Origin of the sequence: Shewanella sp. ANA-3 (assembly GCF_000203935.1) — a bacterium.
GTDB lineage: Bacteria > Pseudomonadota > Gammaproteobacteria > Enterobacterales > Shewanellaceae > Shewanella.
In genome coordinates this window covers 4,436,695-4,451,556 of sequence record NC_008577.1, presented here as the reverse complement: position 1 = coordinate 4,451,556, position 14,862 = coordinate 4,436,695, and the positions used below count along the sequence as shown (strand labels likewise).

The 14,862-nt window shown below is 48.7% G+C and carries 14 protein-coding genes; 5 read left to right on the top strand and 9 right to left on the bottom strand.

The genetic code is table 11. The features are described 5' to 3' along the window. The first annotated feature begins 9 nt into the window (after positions 1–9). The 4 genes from SHEWANA3_RS19360 to SHEWANA3_RS19345 are packed head-to-tail and all read left to right on the top strand — an operon-like array spanning position 10 to position 3,277. Positions 10–939 (top strand): SDR family oxidoreductase, encoded by a 930-nt coding sequence (locus SHEWANA3_RS19360; protein ID WP_011718468.1) that lies wholly within the window; start codon positions 10–12, stop codon positions 937–939. Then, entirely contained in the window at positions 932–2,221 is a 1,290-nt protein-coding gene (locus SHEWANA3_RS19355; RefSeq protein WP_011718467.1) for an ATP-binding protein, read from the top strand. The genes SHEWANA3_RS19360 and SHEWANA3_RS19355 overlap by 8 nt, the downstream gene beginning before the upstream one ends. Further along, on the top strand, positions 2,218–2,769 hold the full coding sequence (locus tag SHEWANA3_RS19350; RefSeq protein WP_011624258.1) for a response regulator: 552 nt from the start codon (positions 2,218–2,220) through the stop codon (positions 2,767–2,769). The genes SHEWANA3_RS19355 and SHEWANA3_RS19350 overlap by 4 nt, the downstream gene beginning before the upstream one ends. A 31-nt stretch (positions 2,770–2,800) precedes the next feature. Further along, positions 2,801–3,277 (top strand): hypothetical protein, encoded by a 477-nt coding sequence (locus SHEWANA3_RS19345; RefSeq protein ID WP_011718466.1) that lies wholly within the window; start codon positions 2,801–2,803, stop codon positions 3,275–3,277. Between the two features lie 40 nt (positions 3,278–3,317). Here the strand turns inward: SHEWANA3_RS19345 and SHEWANA3_RS19340 are convergent, their stop codons facing one another. The 9 genes from SHEWANA3_RS19340 to SHEWANA3_RS19300 form a co-directional block, all read right to left on the bottom strand. Continuing rightward, a complete protein-coding gene (locus tag SHEWANA3_RS19340) occupies positions 3,318–4,028 on the bottom strand; it encodes an SDR family oxidoreductase (protein ID WP_011718465.1) in 711 nt (236 codons plus the stop codon). A 26-nt stretch (positions 4,029–4,054) separates the two neighbouring features. Next, positions 4,055–5,632 (bottom strand): cryptochrome/photolyase family protein, encoded by a 1,578-nt coding sequence (locus tag SHEWANA3_RS19335; protein WP_011718464.1) that lies wholly within the window; start codon positions 5,630–5,632, stop codon positions 4,055–4,057. Positions 5,633–6,173: 541 nt separating this feature from the next. Beyond that, entirely contained in the window at positions 6,174–7,172 is a 999-nt protein-coding gene (locus SHEWANA3_RS19330; protein WP_041412819.1) for a DUF4917 family protein, read from the bottom strand. 484 nt (positions 7,173–7,656) lie between these two features. Beyond that, positions 7,657–8,244 carry a DMP19 family protein gene (locus SHEWANA3_RS19325; RefSeq protein WP_011718462.1) on the bottom strand — a complete coding sequence of 196 codons (588 nt, stop codon included), beginning with the start codon at positions 8,242–8,244 and terminating at the stop codon, positions 7,657–7,659. A gap of 377 nt (positions 8,245–8,621) precedes the next feature. Further along, a complete protein-coding gene (locus tag SHEWANA3_RS19320) occupies positions 8,622–9,008 on the bottom strand; it encodes a DUF971 domain-containing protein (RefSeq protein WP_011624252.1) in 387 nt (128 codons plus the stop codon). Between the two features lie 155 nt (positions 9,009–9,163). Then, complete coding sequence (gene hslU / locus SHEWANA3_RS19315; RefSeq protein WP_011624251.1) at positions 9,164–10,492, bottom strand: ATP-dependent protease ATPase subunit HslU; 1,329 nt, start codon at positions 10,490–10,492, stop codon at positions 9,164–9,166. An 18-nt stretch (positions 10,493–10,510) separates the two neighbouring features. After that, positions 10,511–11,035 (bottom strand): ATP-dependent protease subunit HslV, encoded by a 525-nt coding sequence (gene hslV / locus SHEWANA3_RS19310; protein ID WP_011073856.1) that lies wholly within the window; start codon positions 11,033–11,035, stop codon positions 10,511–10,513. Between the two features lie 144 nt (positions 11,036–11,179). After that, on the bottom strand, positions 11,180–11,758 hold the full coding sequence (locus SHEWANA3_RS19305; RefSeq protein WP_011718461.1) for a type II secretion system protein: 579 nt from the start codon (positions 11,756–11,758) through the stop codon (positions 11,180–11,182). 422 nt (positions 11,759–12,180) lie between these two features. Further along, a complete protein-coding gene (locus SHEWANA3_RS19300) occupies positions 12,181–12,786 on the bottom strand; it encodes a response regulator (protein ID WP_011718460.1) in 606 nt (201 codons plus the stop codon). Positions 12,787–12,987: 201 nt separating this feature from the next. Between SHEWANA3_RS19300 and SHEWANA3_RS19295 the strand changes: the two genes are divergently transcribed. Then, on the top strand, positions 12,988–14,799 hold the full coding sequence (locus SHEWANA3_RS19295) for a PhnD/SsuA/transferrin family substrate-binding protein (protein ID WP_041412817.1): 1,812 nt from the start codon (positions 12,988–12,990) through the stop codon (positions 14,797–14,799). Positions 14,800–14,862 lie beyond the last annotated feature (63 nt).

Below are 14,862 nucleotides of genomic sequence, written 5' to 3'. Positions count from 1 at the left end.
CGGGGCAATATGGCAAATATCATGGTAACGGGCGCAACCGGATTACTCGGCAGGGCGGTCGTCAAACAGTTAACCGCCGCGGGTCATAGGGTGATTGCCACAGGTTTTAGCCGCGCCGAGGCGGGGATTCATCTGCTCGATTTAACCCAAGCCGCCGAGGTCGAAGCTTTTATTGCCCGTGAACAGCCCGAGGTGATAGTGCACTGCGCCGCCGAGCGTCGCCCCGATGTGTCCGAGCGCTCGCCTGAGCATGCCTTAGCACTGAATCTCAGCGCCAGCCAAACCTTAGCCGAGGTTGCCAAAACCCATCAAGCTTGGCTGCTCTATATTTCCACCGACTATGTGTTCGATGGCACAACGCCGCCCTATGCCGAAGATGCCGTGCCCAATCCGGTCAATTTTTATGGTGAGTCTAAATTGCAGGGCGAAACTTGTGTACTGAACACCGACAGCGGTTTTGCGGTATTACGTTTACCTATCCTCTACGGCGAAGTGACTCAACTGAGCGAGTCTGCGGTATTGGTGTTAATCAAGCTATTGCTGGATAGCAGACCGCAGCGGGTCGACCATTGGGCCATTCGTGCGCCAACATCGACGGCGGATATTGCCAATGCCATTGCTAAGCTCATTCAGCGGCAGTTACATGCTGCCGATGTGTCAGGGATTTACCATTTTAGTGCCACGCAAACCATGACTAAGTATCAGATGCTGATCAGCTTAGGTGAACTGTTAGGGATAGATACTGCGCATTTACTTCCTGAGCAAACACCCATGGATAGCGCCAAAAGGCCGCAAGATTGCACCTTAAGTTGTGGGCGTTTAGCCGCATTGGGGATTCACTCTGAGCTTGATTTTAAGGCTGGGCTTAGTCGGGCGCTTAGCCAATCCAGTGCGGCACTGGCGGCGGTAGGTTGTAGCTTAAGGAATCACTATGGTTAAGATTTTAGGCACCAATTTACAAGCCGCCGACCAAGTGGCGCTGCTTAGAACCTTAGGCTTATTGCTGCAAATTGGTTTGACGTTATTTGCCGCCGACACCTTTGGTTTGAGTTTGCAAATGGAGCCGCTAGTGCATGTGTTTGTGCTGGAGGTGTTGTATTTGTCGCTCACCTTGGCATTGCGTAAGCCCTTGTTTGCGAAAGAGCGTGGCCTGTTTATTGCCCTGAGTCTCGATACCTTGTTTTGGATCTCTTGGCTGTATTTTTCGGGCGGGGCGACCAATGCGTTTATCTCCTTACTGCTATTACCCATAGCGCTCGCCGCCGTGACTCTGCCGATTTGGGCGCCTTGGAGCCTAACGGCGATCTCTACGCTTGCCTATAGCCTGATGATTTTTACCATGCCAGAATCGCAAATGCATCACCACGGTATGGATATGAGCTCCCACTATCTCGGCATGTGGTTTAACTTTGTGATTTCGGCACTGGTATTGACCACTAGTGTGGCGTTAATTGCCAAACGTATGCGCCGTCAAGATGCGCAGCTTGCCTATATGCGCGAAGGACAACTGCGGCAGGAGCAGTTATTGGCGCTCGGCACCGTCTCGGCGCAAATGGCTCACCAATTGGCGACGCCGCTATCGACACTACGATTATTGCTCGACGAATTAAGGGACGAACAACCCGAACCTTCGGTCACGGTTGTTGAGATGGAGACTGCATTAGGTCGCTGTGAACATACCTTAACCGAGCTGCGGCTGGCGACTGAGTCGATTCGCGACCGTCGTCAGCGGCCACAAAAGATCACTGAGCTGGTGGCCGGATTAAAGCAGAAAACCCAATTATTGATGCCGCAAACTGAGCTCAATTGGTTGATCACCTGCGCACCTCAGCAGTTGGAAGAACAGCAGATCTTAACCGATATGAGCTTAACCCCAGCCATTATGGCCTTGATTGAAAATGCCGCCCGCGCCAGCGCCGAAACCTTAGGCGTCGCCCAAGTGGATATCAGCCTAGATAGCGCGCCGAGAGAAGGGCAGATCTATTTGCAGATCCGTGATTATGGCGCGGGTATCGCTCCCTCATTATTGCCACAATTGGGGACCTTATTAATCGAGAGCCCCAAAGGTTTAGGCGTGGCCTTGCTGCTGAGCCATGCCAGCCTCGAGCGTTTGGGGGCAGAGTTGATCCTCGCCAATCATCCTCAAGGGGGCACTGTGGCGCAAATTCGTTTTACCCTCTTGCAGCCTAATGTATCGGCCACGACGACGGAGGCGCTATGAAACGGCTATTGATTATTGAAGACGATCAGGCTCTTGCAGGCGTGCTTGCGCGGCGCTTGACTCGCCATGGTTTCGAATGTCGCTTAAGTCACGATGCCAGTAATGCGCTGCTGGTGGCGCGGGAATTTTGCCCTAGCCATATTTTGCTGGATATGAAACTGGCAGAGGCCAATGGCCTGAGCTTAATCGTGCCCCTGCGTAATCTGTTGCCTAAGGTGATTATGGTGTTGCTAACGGGCTACGCCAGCATTGCTACGGCGGTAGAGGCGATTCGCCTCGGCGCGGATAACTATCTTGCCAAACCCGTCGATACCCAAACCTTGTTGGCGGCCTTCGAGGTCAATAGTCAGGCGAGCGCGCTGCCAGAAGATGAAATCGACGACTCGCCACTCAGCCCTAAACGGCTGGAATGGGAGCATATTCAGCAAGTGCTCAATGCCAATCAAGGCAATGTGTCGGCTACCGCTCGCCAACTGGGTATGCACCGCCGTACCTTGCAGCGTAAGTTATTAAAGAAACCCGTGAGTGAAACCGGGCCGCTCAAGTAAACGAGAATTTGCTCAAGGAAGGAGTTGTAGTATGCGTGAGTATGATGGGATTGAGGTGCGTTATCGCAGGCCTGATGCCGATTTAGCCAAAAGCTTGCAAATGATTGAAAATCTGTTGGGCTTTGCCCCCGATCCGCAGCAGCTAGACTTCGATTTATCCTTTTGGGCTGGCGGTGCTGGGGTGCTTGATAAGCTGGCAATCTCCTGCAATGTTTCCCCCGCGCAGTGGTTAACACTCAAGCAAAAGCTGGACTTATATTCACCCGAAGAGATGATAGTTAGGGAAGATTGTCGCGAAGACTTTATCTGGTTAGTTGCCGACGATGAGGAATGCGGTGATATTTTGGCGGCTTCGGCACAATTTATTAATGACAACAAGGCACCGTTTCAAGGGACATGCGATATATCGCAGTCAATCCACTTTGGTTATATGAGCGATGTGAATACTTGGACGGCGGTATGGGGACAAGGCAACCGAATAAACTATGCCTATTTTTGTCAGGGTTAAGAACTGGGATAAAAATTGTCAGGGCTAAACGCTTGTATCGCTACCAAGGCAGCTCAGCACCATCGTAGGCCAAAAAGCTGCCCGTTTGTGCTGGTGTGGCATTGGCGATAATACTCACCAAACATTGGGCGACGTACTCTGGTGTAAACAGCTTTTGTTTGGGCACGTTCTGCTGAAAAGGTTTGGATAATCGCGTATCCGTAGTGCCGGGATGCAGTGATAGCACCACGCAGTGTTTCATCGTTCTTTGCCATTCAATCGATAGCGTTTTAAGGAACATATTCAGCGCCGCTTTCGAGGCGCGATAGCTGTACCAACCGCCTAATCTGTTATCACTAATGCTGCCAACTTTGGCCGACACTACGGCAAACCTTGCCGACGCACTGCGTTTTAACGCCGATTCAAAGTGCTTTGCCAACACCATACTGGGAAGCGTGTTTAGCTTGATATTGTGCAGGAAAAAATCCCCATCGACAGCCTGCACGCTTTTTTCTGGCCCCTTATCCTCTGTGTGCAGCATCCCAATACAGTTGATTAGCCAATCTAATTGGGGAATGTTTTGACTCAGTTGCTTAACCCCCTCCTCAAGGGTGATATCCAGCTGATGCCAGATAACGCCATCGTCTCGCCCTGTATCTGGCTGATGATGTCTATAGGTCGCATGAATTATGGCCTCAGGATAGGTTTCGCGCAGCTTATTCACCATGGCGTGACCTATGCCACCGCTGCCACCTAATACCAAAATATTCATCGCGTTTCTCCCATGCGAATAAGCCTTTAAAGGCGTTCAAGTTGCGCCAGATGTTGTTCGGCAGTAGCCAGAATGGCTTGCCTTGCCGCCTCATCGGTTTTATCCCAAGTGCGGTACAGCATGGCAATGCGCGGATTGTGGATGAGCTGCGCGCGGTGTTTATCCATAAAGCGCCAATATAGGCTGTTTAACGGGCAGGCGAGGGTGCCGCTACGTTCTTTTATCTTGTAATGACAACTGCCGCAGTAATCACTCATTTTATTGATATAACTGCCGCTCGCGGCATAGGGTTTAGTACCGACGATACCTCCATCGGCGAATAGCGCCATGCCGCGAGTGTTGGGCATTTCGACCCATTCAATTGCATCCACATACACGCCTAAGTACCACTTATCCACCTCATCGGGGGCGATTTCGGTCAATAGGCAAAAGTTACCAATCACCATTAAGCGTTGAATATGATGGGCATAGGCATAATCGAGTGACGGAGATAAAGCACGGTGCAGGCAATTCATTCGAGTCTTGCCATGCCAAAAGTAGTCGGGCAGCTTACGCGTGGCCTCGAGGGCATTAATGCTGGCGTACTGCGGCATATTTGCCCAATAGATACCGCGCACATATTCACGCCAGCCGAGAATTTGCCGAACAAAGCCTTCGACCTGAGCTATCTCAATAAAAGGGTTGGCATGATAGTGCTCAATCACCGCATTGATTACTTCTAATGGACTGATTAATTTGGCGTTTAGGCTAAAGGACAGCCGACTATGGTACAGGCTCCACTGCGCCGGATGTTGCTGAGTCATCGCATCTTGAAAGCGGCCAAAGGCGGGCAGGCAATATTCACAAAAATACTGAAGTAATTCGAGGCTTTGCGCGCGGTTTGTCGGCCAGAGTAAATGCGTATCCACCTTGCCCATAGTGTTAATCCCATGGCGCGTAAGGCGCTCGAGAATGTCTTGCACATTGTGGCCAAACATCAAGGGGGTAGGTAAAGATTTGATATCTTGGGATTTAAGCTTTTGCCTATTGCTCGCATCAAAATTCCACTGTCCACCAACGGGTTTGCCATCCGTCATTAAGATATTGAACCTTTTACGCATTCGTCGATAAAAATGCTCCATCAGCCTGTGTTGCCCTTGGGGAAATTCCCTATCAATTTCATCAAAGGGGAATAGAAAGTGCTCGGTATCGACGCAATTCACAACGGCATTGGCCAACTTCAACTGGCTTAATTGCGCGAGGAGTCGATATTCGTCAGGCCGTTGATATTCAAACTTAATCGCCCCCGTTTCGGCAACATAGTGTTGGAGCAATGCATTGAGATCGGCAAAGTCTTGGGTATCGTCGAGGGTGAGGTAACGCACTCGATGTCCCGCCGCTCCTAGCTCGCTGGCAAATTGCGCCATGGCACTGAAAAACGCGCAAATCTTTTGCACATGGTGTGTCACATAGGTGTTTTCTTGATGCAATTCTGCAATTAAATACAGCACCTTAGGATCGACTTGCTGATACCAAGTATGCTGGGCATTAAGCTGATCGCCTAAAATCAGCCTAACCGTGTGGAAGTGCTGTAATTGCTGCTGTGATTGCTGCCGTAATTGCATTAGCTGGACTCTGGTGGATGGTATTTGCAATTGAGGATTACGATGATATGGATGGTTGGGATCAATCTGAAGATTGCTTTACGAGGGTAGTTTTATCGCTGTGATTTGGGATTGGTTAACTGATTTGAATATCGAATCGGATGAAGTGATGTAAAAGCAAAGTCAAAGTCGTGGGGCTTCACCCCACACCCGACCAAGGAGGACTGCTCGTCCTATCCTCCTTGGATTCTCCAAGACGCCCCTAGCGAAGTTACATGCATTAGTTAGTGGCTTCGTGCTTATTCGAAAATCGCTAACGCTTTCGATGGGGCGTCCCTTCCCCCGAAAGCTACGCAGACGTCCTGTCTGCGTCACACGATTTTCTTCAACGCCCTTCAGCAACTTCGCAGGGGAGGTGAACTTCTGAAGTTTCAGTATTGTTTACTCGTATTTTAAAAGAGTACTGAGATTCTATCTTCCTAAAATTGAACAATTGGAACTCAATAAATTTTTGCGGCAGTACAAAGCAACAGAGTGTAGGACGTTATGCTTGATAGCCTAGCTAAGCGTTGTTATTCCAGCACCCTGGACTTTCGGAATTAAAGAAGACAACCTTACATTTCGCACCAAATTCATCTTTCACAATTTGATTAACTCTGTTGCAGTAGACCTGATCGTTTCTAAAAACAGAAATTGCCACTTTGGTTATGCCTGATTTGGCTATTCTTTGCATTATGTGCATGTCATGTTCCCCAATGCCCCAGCCATATATAACCAAATTATCTGACAAGCTGGTCAGAACCTCCCGAAAAACTGTATTCAGGTAGTAACTACTTTGTATTGATTTAATCTTTTGTTCTTTTGTACCTTCGCTCACAAAAAGAGGCACATAACTACCTTTTTCCCACTTCGTCAGGATGCCATCTAAAAGGCTTAAACCGTCTGACGATATTTTCCTCTCGTTTTCAACTTTATCCCTAGCCAGAATCAAGCTTCCATGTGGATAAAAAACAAGGGAACATGAGCGCTGACGACCGATTGGATCCCTGAATCTTTGCCAATCGTCATCAAATTTAGAACCAACAAAACAGTCTTTAAATGCATGTTCATCATCAATATCCAATCCATACATCATCGCCCAATAGACGATGAGATCATAATTTAGAGGAATGACAGTATTGAAGCGCTTAAGAAAACTGTAAATTCTTGGTAGTTGATCAGATATGTCATCATACTCGGAATGTATATCTCGTACGGCACTTATTAAGCAGTCTCTAACATGCCTATAAGCTGTTTCTGTTCTAGCGTCCTCGATTTCTAGCGAATTATTTACATTCGTTGCTTGCCATACGATTCTCAAAATTAATTCGAAATCATCCGTATGGAAAAAATCAAAGATATTTTCAACATCCTCTGTCAGTAGTCCATTATCGATGGAATGCTGCTTTAATGAACCATAATGAAAGCTTTCATCTACTGATATACTTGCCCCATTACCAAGTAAAACAGTACCGTCGTATTCATCTTTAATATCTTCCCAATCTACAATTTCGTAGGGCATGTCTGGCTCTCCTTTACGCTCACACTGTTTGTGTAATGTGTATATGCATAATCTCATCACTTACCACTTGGTAAGATAACTCACAACACACTGTTAGAATTTTGTTTACACAATAGCAAAAACATTCTGGTTATAAAGTGTGCGCACGCATGATTTCTGCTTGTTTTGTATCAGAAAGATCGACATGCAAAATTCTTTTAGGATTAACAGCCAACACAGAAGTTACAGAAGTACACCATCCCCTCGGAGTTGCCGCAGGGCATTTGCGTTCGTTGCGTGAGCGAGGCATGGATGCCGAGATAGCGTCAGTCGAATCAGGGACGAGCGTCTGACGCAATAGCATAAGGACGCTAAATGTCCAAGGGGCTTTCAACTCCGTTGGGGCGTCTTGGAGCATCCAAGGAGGATAGGACGAGCAGTCCTCCTTGGTCGGGGGTGGGGTGAAGCCCCACGACGTTAAGTGTTATTGCGATAAATAAAATATTTATCGGCTCGATACTACCAACCCAGTCTGTATCGCATAGCTCTCTAGCTTGATATCAAGATTATCCAAATCTTTATAAAACTCATCATCGAGTTGATTGAGTCGGGCTTCGGCGACTGGATTATCGGTTGCGGCAAGCCGTTGGTCTCTGTCGATAGGGACGGGATGGTCGCCAAATACCGCCTGTTTAGCCTGTTGTAATAGGGCTAACGAGTGCAAAGCGCCAATTTGCTCAAGACCGCGCTCGGCAACAGCATAATGCTCACCCGATGAGTTATCGAAATACTGGATAAAGCCACCGTTGTAGACTTCGCCTGAGAGGCAATTGACTGCGTAATAGTGCTGCGCCGCTTCGCTTAGGGTGTGAAAGCCCAGTTTATCGTCGTGCACCCGCACCACAATATCTCTCCACAGCGCTCTAAAAGGGCAGGTTTTATCTAATTCCCGCTCTTTTTGGTAATAGGCTTTTGCCTGTTCGATATTTTCACGATTGCCATTTTTGCAGGGCATACATAAGCCCGCATTGCGTTCGGCTGTGCTGGGCATGATTAAGGTTTGGCAGGCTGTGCAGGGGACTTTTTCCGACATTATCTTTCCTTAGATATTTAGGTCAGCAAGAGAAGTAACAGATTCACAAACTACCCATGGAATGAATCGAGACACCCATTGTTAAATTTTGCAATACCGATGACTCTCTTGAGGTTAACGGCCAACACCGAAGTTACAGAATACACTTTCCCCTCGGAGTTGCCGCAGGGCAAATAGACAAATTGCGTGAGTCTCGCCATGGATGGCGAGCTAGCTTTCGCAGGTGCAGGGACGCATCCTTCGGAAGCGATAGCAAATTTGGCAATGAGCCCAAGGGGCTTTCAACTCCGTTGGGGCATCTTGGAGCATCCAAGGAGGATAGGACGAGCAGTCCTCCTTGGTCGGGTGTGGGGTGAAGCCCCACGACTTTAATTCGATTAGTTGTACTTTATATTCATTGCGATCAGCGGTTCGCGTGAAGCCTTTTCAGCTCGTAGGCGTGCTAAGTACTTTTCCCATAATTCCACTTGGTGAGTGGCGAGATCGTAAAGTACCTGCCAGGAGAATAGGCCGGTATCGTGGCCATCGTCGAAGACGATTTTAACTGCGTAGTTACCTACGGGTTCGATGCTGGTGATATTCACATTTTTCTTGTGGGTGACCAGCTTAGGGTTACCGTGACCGTGCACTTCGGCGGAGGGGGAATAGACGCGTAACATCTCACAGCTGAGTTGATACTGCTCGCCGTTATCGAAGCTGATTTCTAAAATGCGCGATTTACGCTTGAGCTTAAGATCGGTGACATTGGGTGTGCTAGTGGTCATAGGTAGTGCCAAGAAAATACGGGGAATGGACAAGCTGTAACATAACAATTTGTGGCTAAGGTTACAAAGTGTAAGCCTTAGCCACAGTCACAATTTTGCACGAATGTTCGGTATCGTAGGATAGCGAACATTGCAGGCTTGGATAACAGCCCTAGTTACAGGATAAAGCGGCTTAAGTCTTCGTCTTGAACCAGATTATCTAAGTGAGCACTCACATAATCGGCATCAATTACAAATGAGCTGCCAGACTTGTCGGACGCCTCATAGGAGATATCTTCCATCAGCTTTTCCATTACAGTATGCAGACGACGGGCACCAATGTTTTCGGTGCGCTCGTTCACTTGCCATGCCGCCTTGGCAATGCTCTCGATGCCTGATTCGGCAAACTCAATGGTCACGCCTTCGGTGGCCATCAGCGCGATATATTGCTCGGTCAATGAGGCGTGTGGCTCAGTTAAAATGCGTTTAAAATCATCGGCTGATAACGCATCTAGCTCAACGCGGATCGGTAAACGGCCCTGTAACTCTGGGATTAAATCCGAAGGTTTTGCCATTTGGAACGCGCCCGAAGCGATAAACAGGATATGGTCGGTTTTCACCATGCCGTGTTTAGTGGTGACTGTGCAGCCTTCAACTAAAGGCAACAGGTCGCGCTGTACCCCTTCGCGGGATACGTCTGGACCTGAGGTTTCGCCACGCTTACAGATTTTGTCGATTTCGTCGAGGAACACGATACCGTGCTGCTCAACCAATTCAATGGCTTGCTCTTTTAAATCTTCCTGATTAACCAGCTTGGCCGCTTCTTCTTCGATCAACAGCTTAAAGGCTTCTTTGATCTTCATCTTGCGACGTTTGGCCGGGGCTTGGCCCATGTTTTTAAATAGGCTTTGCAGTTGGTTAGTCATTTCTTCCATGCCCGGTGGCGACATGATTTCGATACCCACCTGTGGCTGGGCCACATCGATATCGATTTCTTTGTCATCTAACTGGCCTTCGCGCAGCTTTTTGCGGAAGATCTGACGGGTATTGGAGCTGGTATCGCTGTCGGTGTTGTCCCAGTCGTTTTTTGGCTTGGGCAGCAGGGCATCGAGAATACGCTCTTCGGCGTGTTCTTCGGCGCGTTGACGGCATTTGCCCATTTGCTGCTCGCGGGTCAGCTTGATGGCGATGTCAGTTAAATCACGGATGATTTGCTCGACTTCTTTACCCACGTAACCCACTTCGGTGAATTTAGTGGCTTCAACCTTGATGAACGGAGCGTTGGCGAGCTTTGCCAAACGACGGGCGATTTCGGTTTTACCTACGCCAGTTGGGCCAATCATCAGAATGTTTTTTGGGGTGACTTCTTGACGGAAATCGGCATCCAATTGCATACGGCGCCAGCGGTTACGCAGGGCGACGGCGACAGAACGTTTGGCCTTTTTCTGGCCGATAATATGGGCATCCAGTTCGTGGACAATCTCACGGGGGGTCATTTCAGACATAATATTCCTCACGCCCTGTTAGTAGTTAAGTTCTTCAATTGTTTTGAATTGATTGGTGAATACGCAGATATCGCCTGCAATAGTCAACGACTTTTCTGCAATTTCCAGCGCCGATAATTCGGTATTTTGTAACAGGGCTAATGCCGCCGCTTGGGCATAGTTACCGCCCGAGCCAATGGCGACTAAATCATGTTCTGGCTGCACTACGTCACCATTACCAGTGATGATCAGTGACGCTTCGGCATCGGCGACCACAAGCATGGCCTCGAGCTTGCGCAGCATGCGGTCGGTACGCCAATCTTTGGCCAGTTCAACGGCCGATCGTAATAGATGGCCTTGGTGCATCTCGAGTTTGGACTCGAAACGCTCAAATAGGGTAAAAGCGTCGGCGGTGCCGCCAGCAAAACCTGCCAACACTTTGTTGTGATATAAGCGACGCACTTTCTTGGCGTTACCTTTCATGACGGTATTGCCTAGGGAGACTTGGCCATCGCCGGCGATGACTACTTGGTTATTACGGCGTACTGATACGATAGTGGTCACTTTTGAATCCTCTTCTCTTGCCCGCAATGAAAATCCTGCGGTGGATGATGGAATAGATATGGGGATGGATGGGCAGATTTCAAGTGAAAGCGTAAAAAGCCACAGGGCGTTGGGGATTTTATGCCCTGTGGCTGATAACGGATATTACTGAGATAAGGTAGAGCGGCCGACAACCGTGCGGCCATCGAGGGGATAGTATTTTAGCTCCCAATTCTCGCTGCCAAGGCGGCGATCATCCGACACATAGTTAAAGTAACAATAAGTGTTAGAGTCGGTTATCGCGCCGCCGCTGTACCAATAGACGATATCGACATCGGGGGTTGTTTGCCAATCGAAGTGAGTGGCGAGGACTGTGTCCGGATTATCGAGTAAGGATTGCCACAGCTCACCGCAAAAAGCGCCTTGTAATTGCGTGCCTTGGTTACCGCTTTGGGCTGTGTCTTTTCCGAGGGGAAAGCCGGTAGTGGTGGAGTCAACTGTGCCATCACCATAGCAGGCAAGATTTTGGGTATAACCCGAGTGTCCGCCCGCAAGCCAACAACTGTGATACAGCTTCACACCAGAGGTAAAAGCGGCGAAGGCGGCTTTGGCTCGCGCATCGTGGGCGTCTTGGCTGAGATTCATAAAACGAGGGGCCGCGACCACGGCAAGAATCCCTAAGATGATGATAACGACCACCAGTTCGATTAGGGTAAATCCCTTAGATGTGTGTAGACGGCTCATACTGCTCACCTGTTGCTAAGATGGCGATATTCTAACTTAACTTTTAACGATGATCATTAAGCTATTGATAGTATTTAAATTAGCAACATAAGGTTTACATTAGCCTCAGGCTAAATCTTTCGTCGTATTCTTTGATTGAGCAATGATTTAACGGGAATATGAACAGAATGGGGAAATAAAAAAGCCCCGAGAACACTGGCCGTTCTCGGGGGAAGGTTCTAAAGCAGTGGATCTTTAATGCCTACGGGACATAAAGGAGAGAACCTGAGCCGAGTGTGGCAGTTTATTGCTTAAGCGACAAAGCCAAAGTGACAAACTGCGACAGCTTGTCGCAGGGGGCTGTTTTGTGTCTCTTTAGCTAAGGAAAAGATGATTTATCGAGTGCTACAGTCGGTAAGTCAGGCTTGCGAGGTTCGTTGTGGCTAGGGCAATAGGGCATTGAGGTGAGCTAAATGCTGTACCAGTTCAGCCATATTGCTAACTTCGAGCTTTTTCATAATCTTAGCGCGATGGACTTCGATGGTTCTTAAAGATAAGTACATGGCTTCGGAGATCTGCTTGTTGGTCATGCCTTGAACCACATGGGCTAATACTTGTTGTTCGCGCTCGGTCAGTTGGGCAAATTTTTGCTGCAGATGTTGTTGTTCAAAACTGGCTTGGCTTTCTTTATGCGCTTTTTCAATCGCTTGAACCAAAGCTTTGCCGGATACGGGTTTTTGAAAAAAGTCGCAGGCGCCCTTGCGAAAGGCGCTTAATGCCATGGGCAAATCCCCATGACCCGTTAGAAAGATCACCCCTAGCGGACTTTGGGTCTCGAGCAACTTTTGCTGGACTTCTTGGCCGGTGATCTCCGGCATTCGACTATCTAAGATCACGCAGCCCGCCTGGGTTAATGGGCATTGAGCTAAAAAATCCCGACCACTGCTAAAGGTTTGTACTTGATAGCCAAATTGTCCGAGCATAAAGCCTAAGGAATCGAGAATCGCCTCATCGTCATCGACTAAATACAGTGGCAGCTTGGTGGACATGGTTTCCCTTGCGGTGGTTTGTTACTCCATTAGCTTAAGTCTGCCGGAGTGCTGGCTCAATTTTAAGCCGAGGTCTTGGGAGGTATATCACTAAATTAGCCGAATCCCATGGGCTGGATCCGAGAGTTTGGCGTTATTCACAGCTTAATTTTTGCCTAGCTTATAGAGTGTCCCGAAGACAAAGGCATATAAGACAAGGCAATAGCAATGGTAACTTGGTGTAGGGCGCTAGTAGTGAGTTGCATCTTGAGCCTAATGGGGCTCAATTTGTCCTATGCCGATGAGGACATTACCCTGAATGAATTTAAAGTGGGGGTATTGGCCAATCATGGCGTGTTACAGGCGAAACAACGCTGGCAGCCAATGATGGATTATCTCAGCGAAAAAGTCCCCAATAGCCGTTTCGAAGTGGTGCCAGTGGATTTTAATGGCATGCGCAGCCAACTACTTAGCCACGATTTGCAATTTATTGTCACCAACCCCGGCCAGTATCTGCACTTGAGTAATAACTTTCCGCTCTCGTGGTTGGCGACCATGAAGAGTCGTAAGCATCAGGGCAGCACTTTTACCATAGGCGCGACCATTATTGTGCGTGCCGATAGTCCAATCCGCAGTTTGCAGGATTTACGGGGTAAGAATGTGGTTGCCAGCGATCCGCAGGCACTCGGTGGCTATCAGGCGGCGATGGGACTGCTGCATAAAATGGGTTATCTGCCGGAGCAGTTTTTCGGTGACGTGCGATTCTTAGGTTTTCCCCTCGAGCCGTTAATCTACCAAGTGCGCGATGGCAATGCCGACGCTGCCATTGCGCCTTTTTGTACCTTAGAGGAGATGATTGAAACCGGGCTTATCAATCAGGTCGACTATCGGGTTATTCATCCAACCAATCCGCCTGGCTATGATTGCGAGGTGAGCACTCAGCTCTATCCCAACTGGTCATTTGCGGCGGCGGATACAGTATCGCCGCGGATTACCATGCAAATCACCCGTGCTTTGTTTGACTTGCCCGCCGATCATGCGGCGGCGATTACCGCCGATACCTTAGGTTGGACGGCACCAGTGAGCCAGCTCAAGGTGATTGAGTTATTTAAAGAATTACAGCTTCAAGGCGCGTCGCCGCCCCTGTATCAAACCGTCTATAAATGGATGGAGAAAAACAAAGAGTGGGGCGGGGTATTGCTGCTGATCTTTATCGTATCGACCATTTATCACCTGTGGCTCGAGTATAAATTTCGCCAAAAGAGCGAGTTTTTGGTCAGCACTGAACGGCAGTTAAAGGATAAAGCCTTGCAGCTAGAGCGGTTGCAGAGTGCGGCGATTCTCGGGGAGATTGGCGCGGGCTTAGCCCATGAGTTAAATCAACCCATAGCCGCCATTACTCAATACAGTGAAGGCGCCATGATACAGCTAGAAAGACTGGGACAGGATAATCCTGAACTCTATGATATTTTAGGTAAAATCAACGCGCAATCGATACGGGCGGGGGCAGTTGTGCACCGTATTCGCGGTTTGCTTAAGCGCCGTCAGGCCAAGGCTGAATCGCTGAATGTCACCTTAGTGGTCAAAGAGGCCCTCGCCCTACTGCGACGTGAGTTAGACCGCGCCGAGGTACAAGTGACGCTACAAGTCGAAGGTCATCCCTTTGAATTGATGGGCGACAGCGTTGGCCTCAGCCAAATGTGGGTCAACCTAGTGAAAAACAGTCTCGATGCGCTGGAGGCCTGCAAGGATAACCGCGCACGGCAGCTAAGGATTGAGATCTATTATCACTCTAGTGAAATCAAAGTATTAGTCATAGATAATGGCGAAGGTTTACAGCGCCAAGCCAGCGAGTTAATGGCCTCGTTTGCCTCCACCAAGGATGCGGGGCTCGGTTTGGGCTTAGCAATTTGTAAAGATGTCGTCAGCCGCCACCATGGCAGTATTCAAATTGAAAATTGTCAGCAATCGACACATGCCAGATTGCCTTGGCAACAGGGCTGCGTGGTAACTGTGGTGCTACCTAAAGGTTAGAGTTTCCCTTTAATAACCTGAAGATGCGCGCTTCGTGATGGAGTCACTGTGGTTTAAATCAGC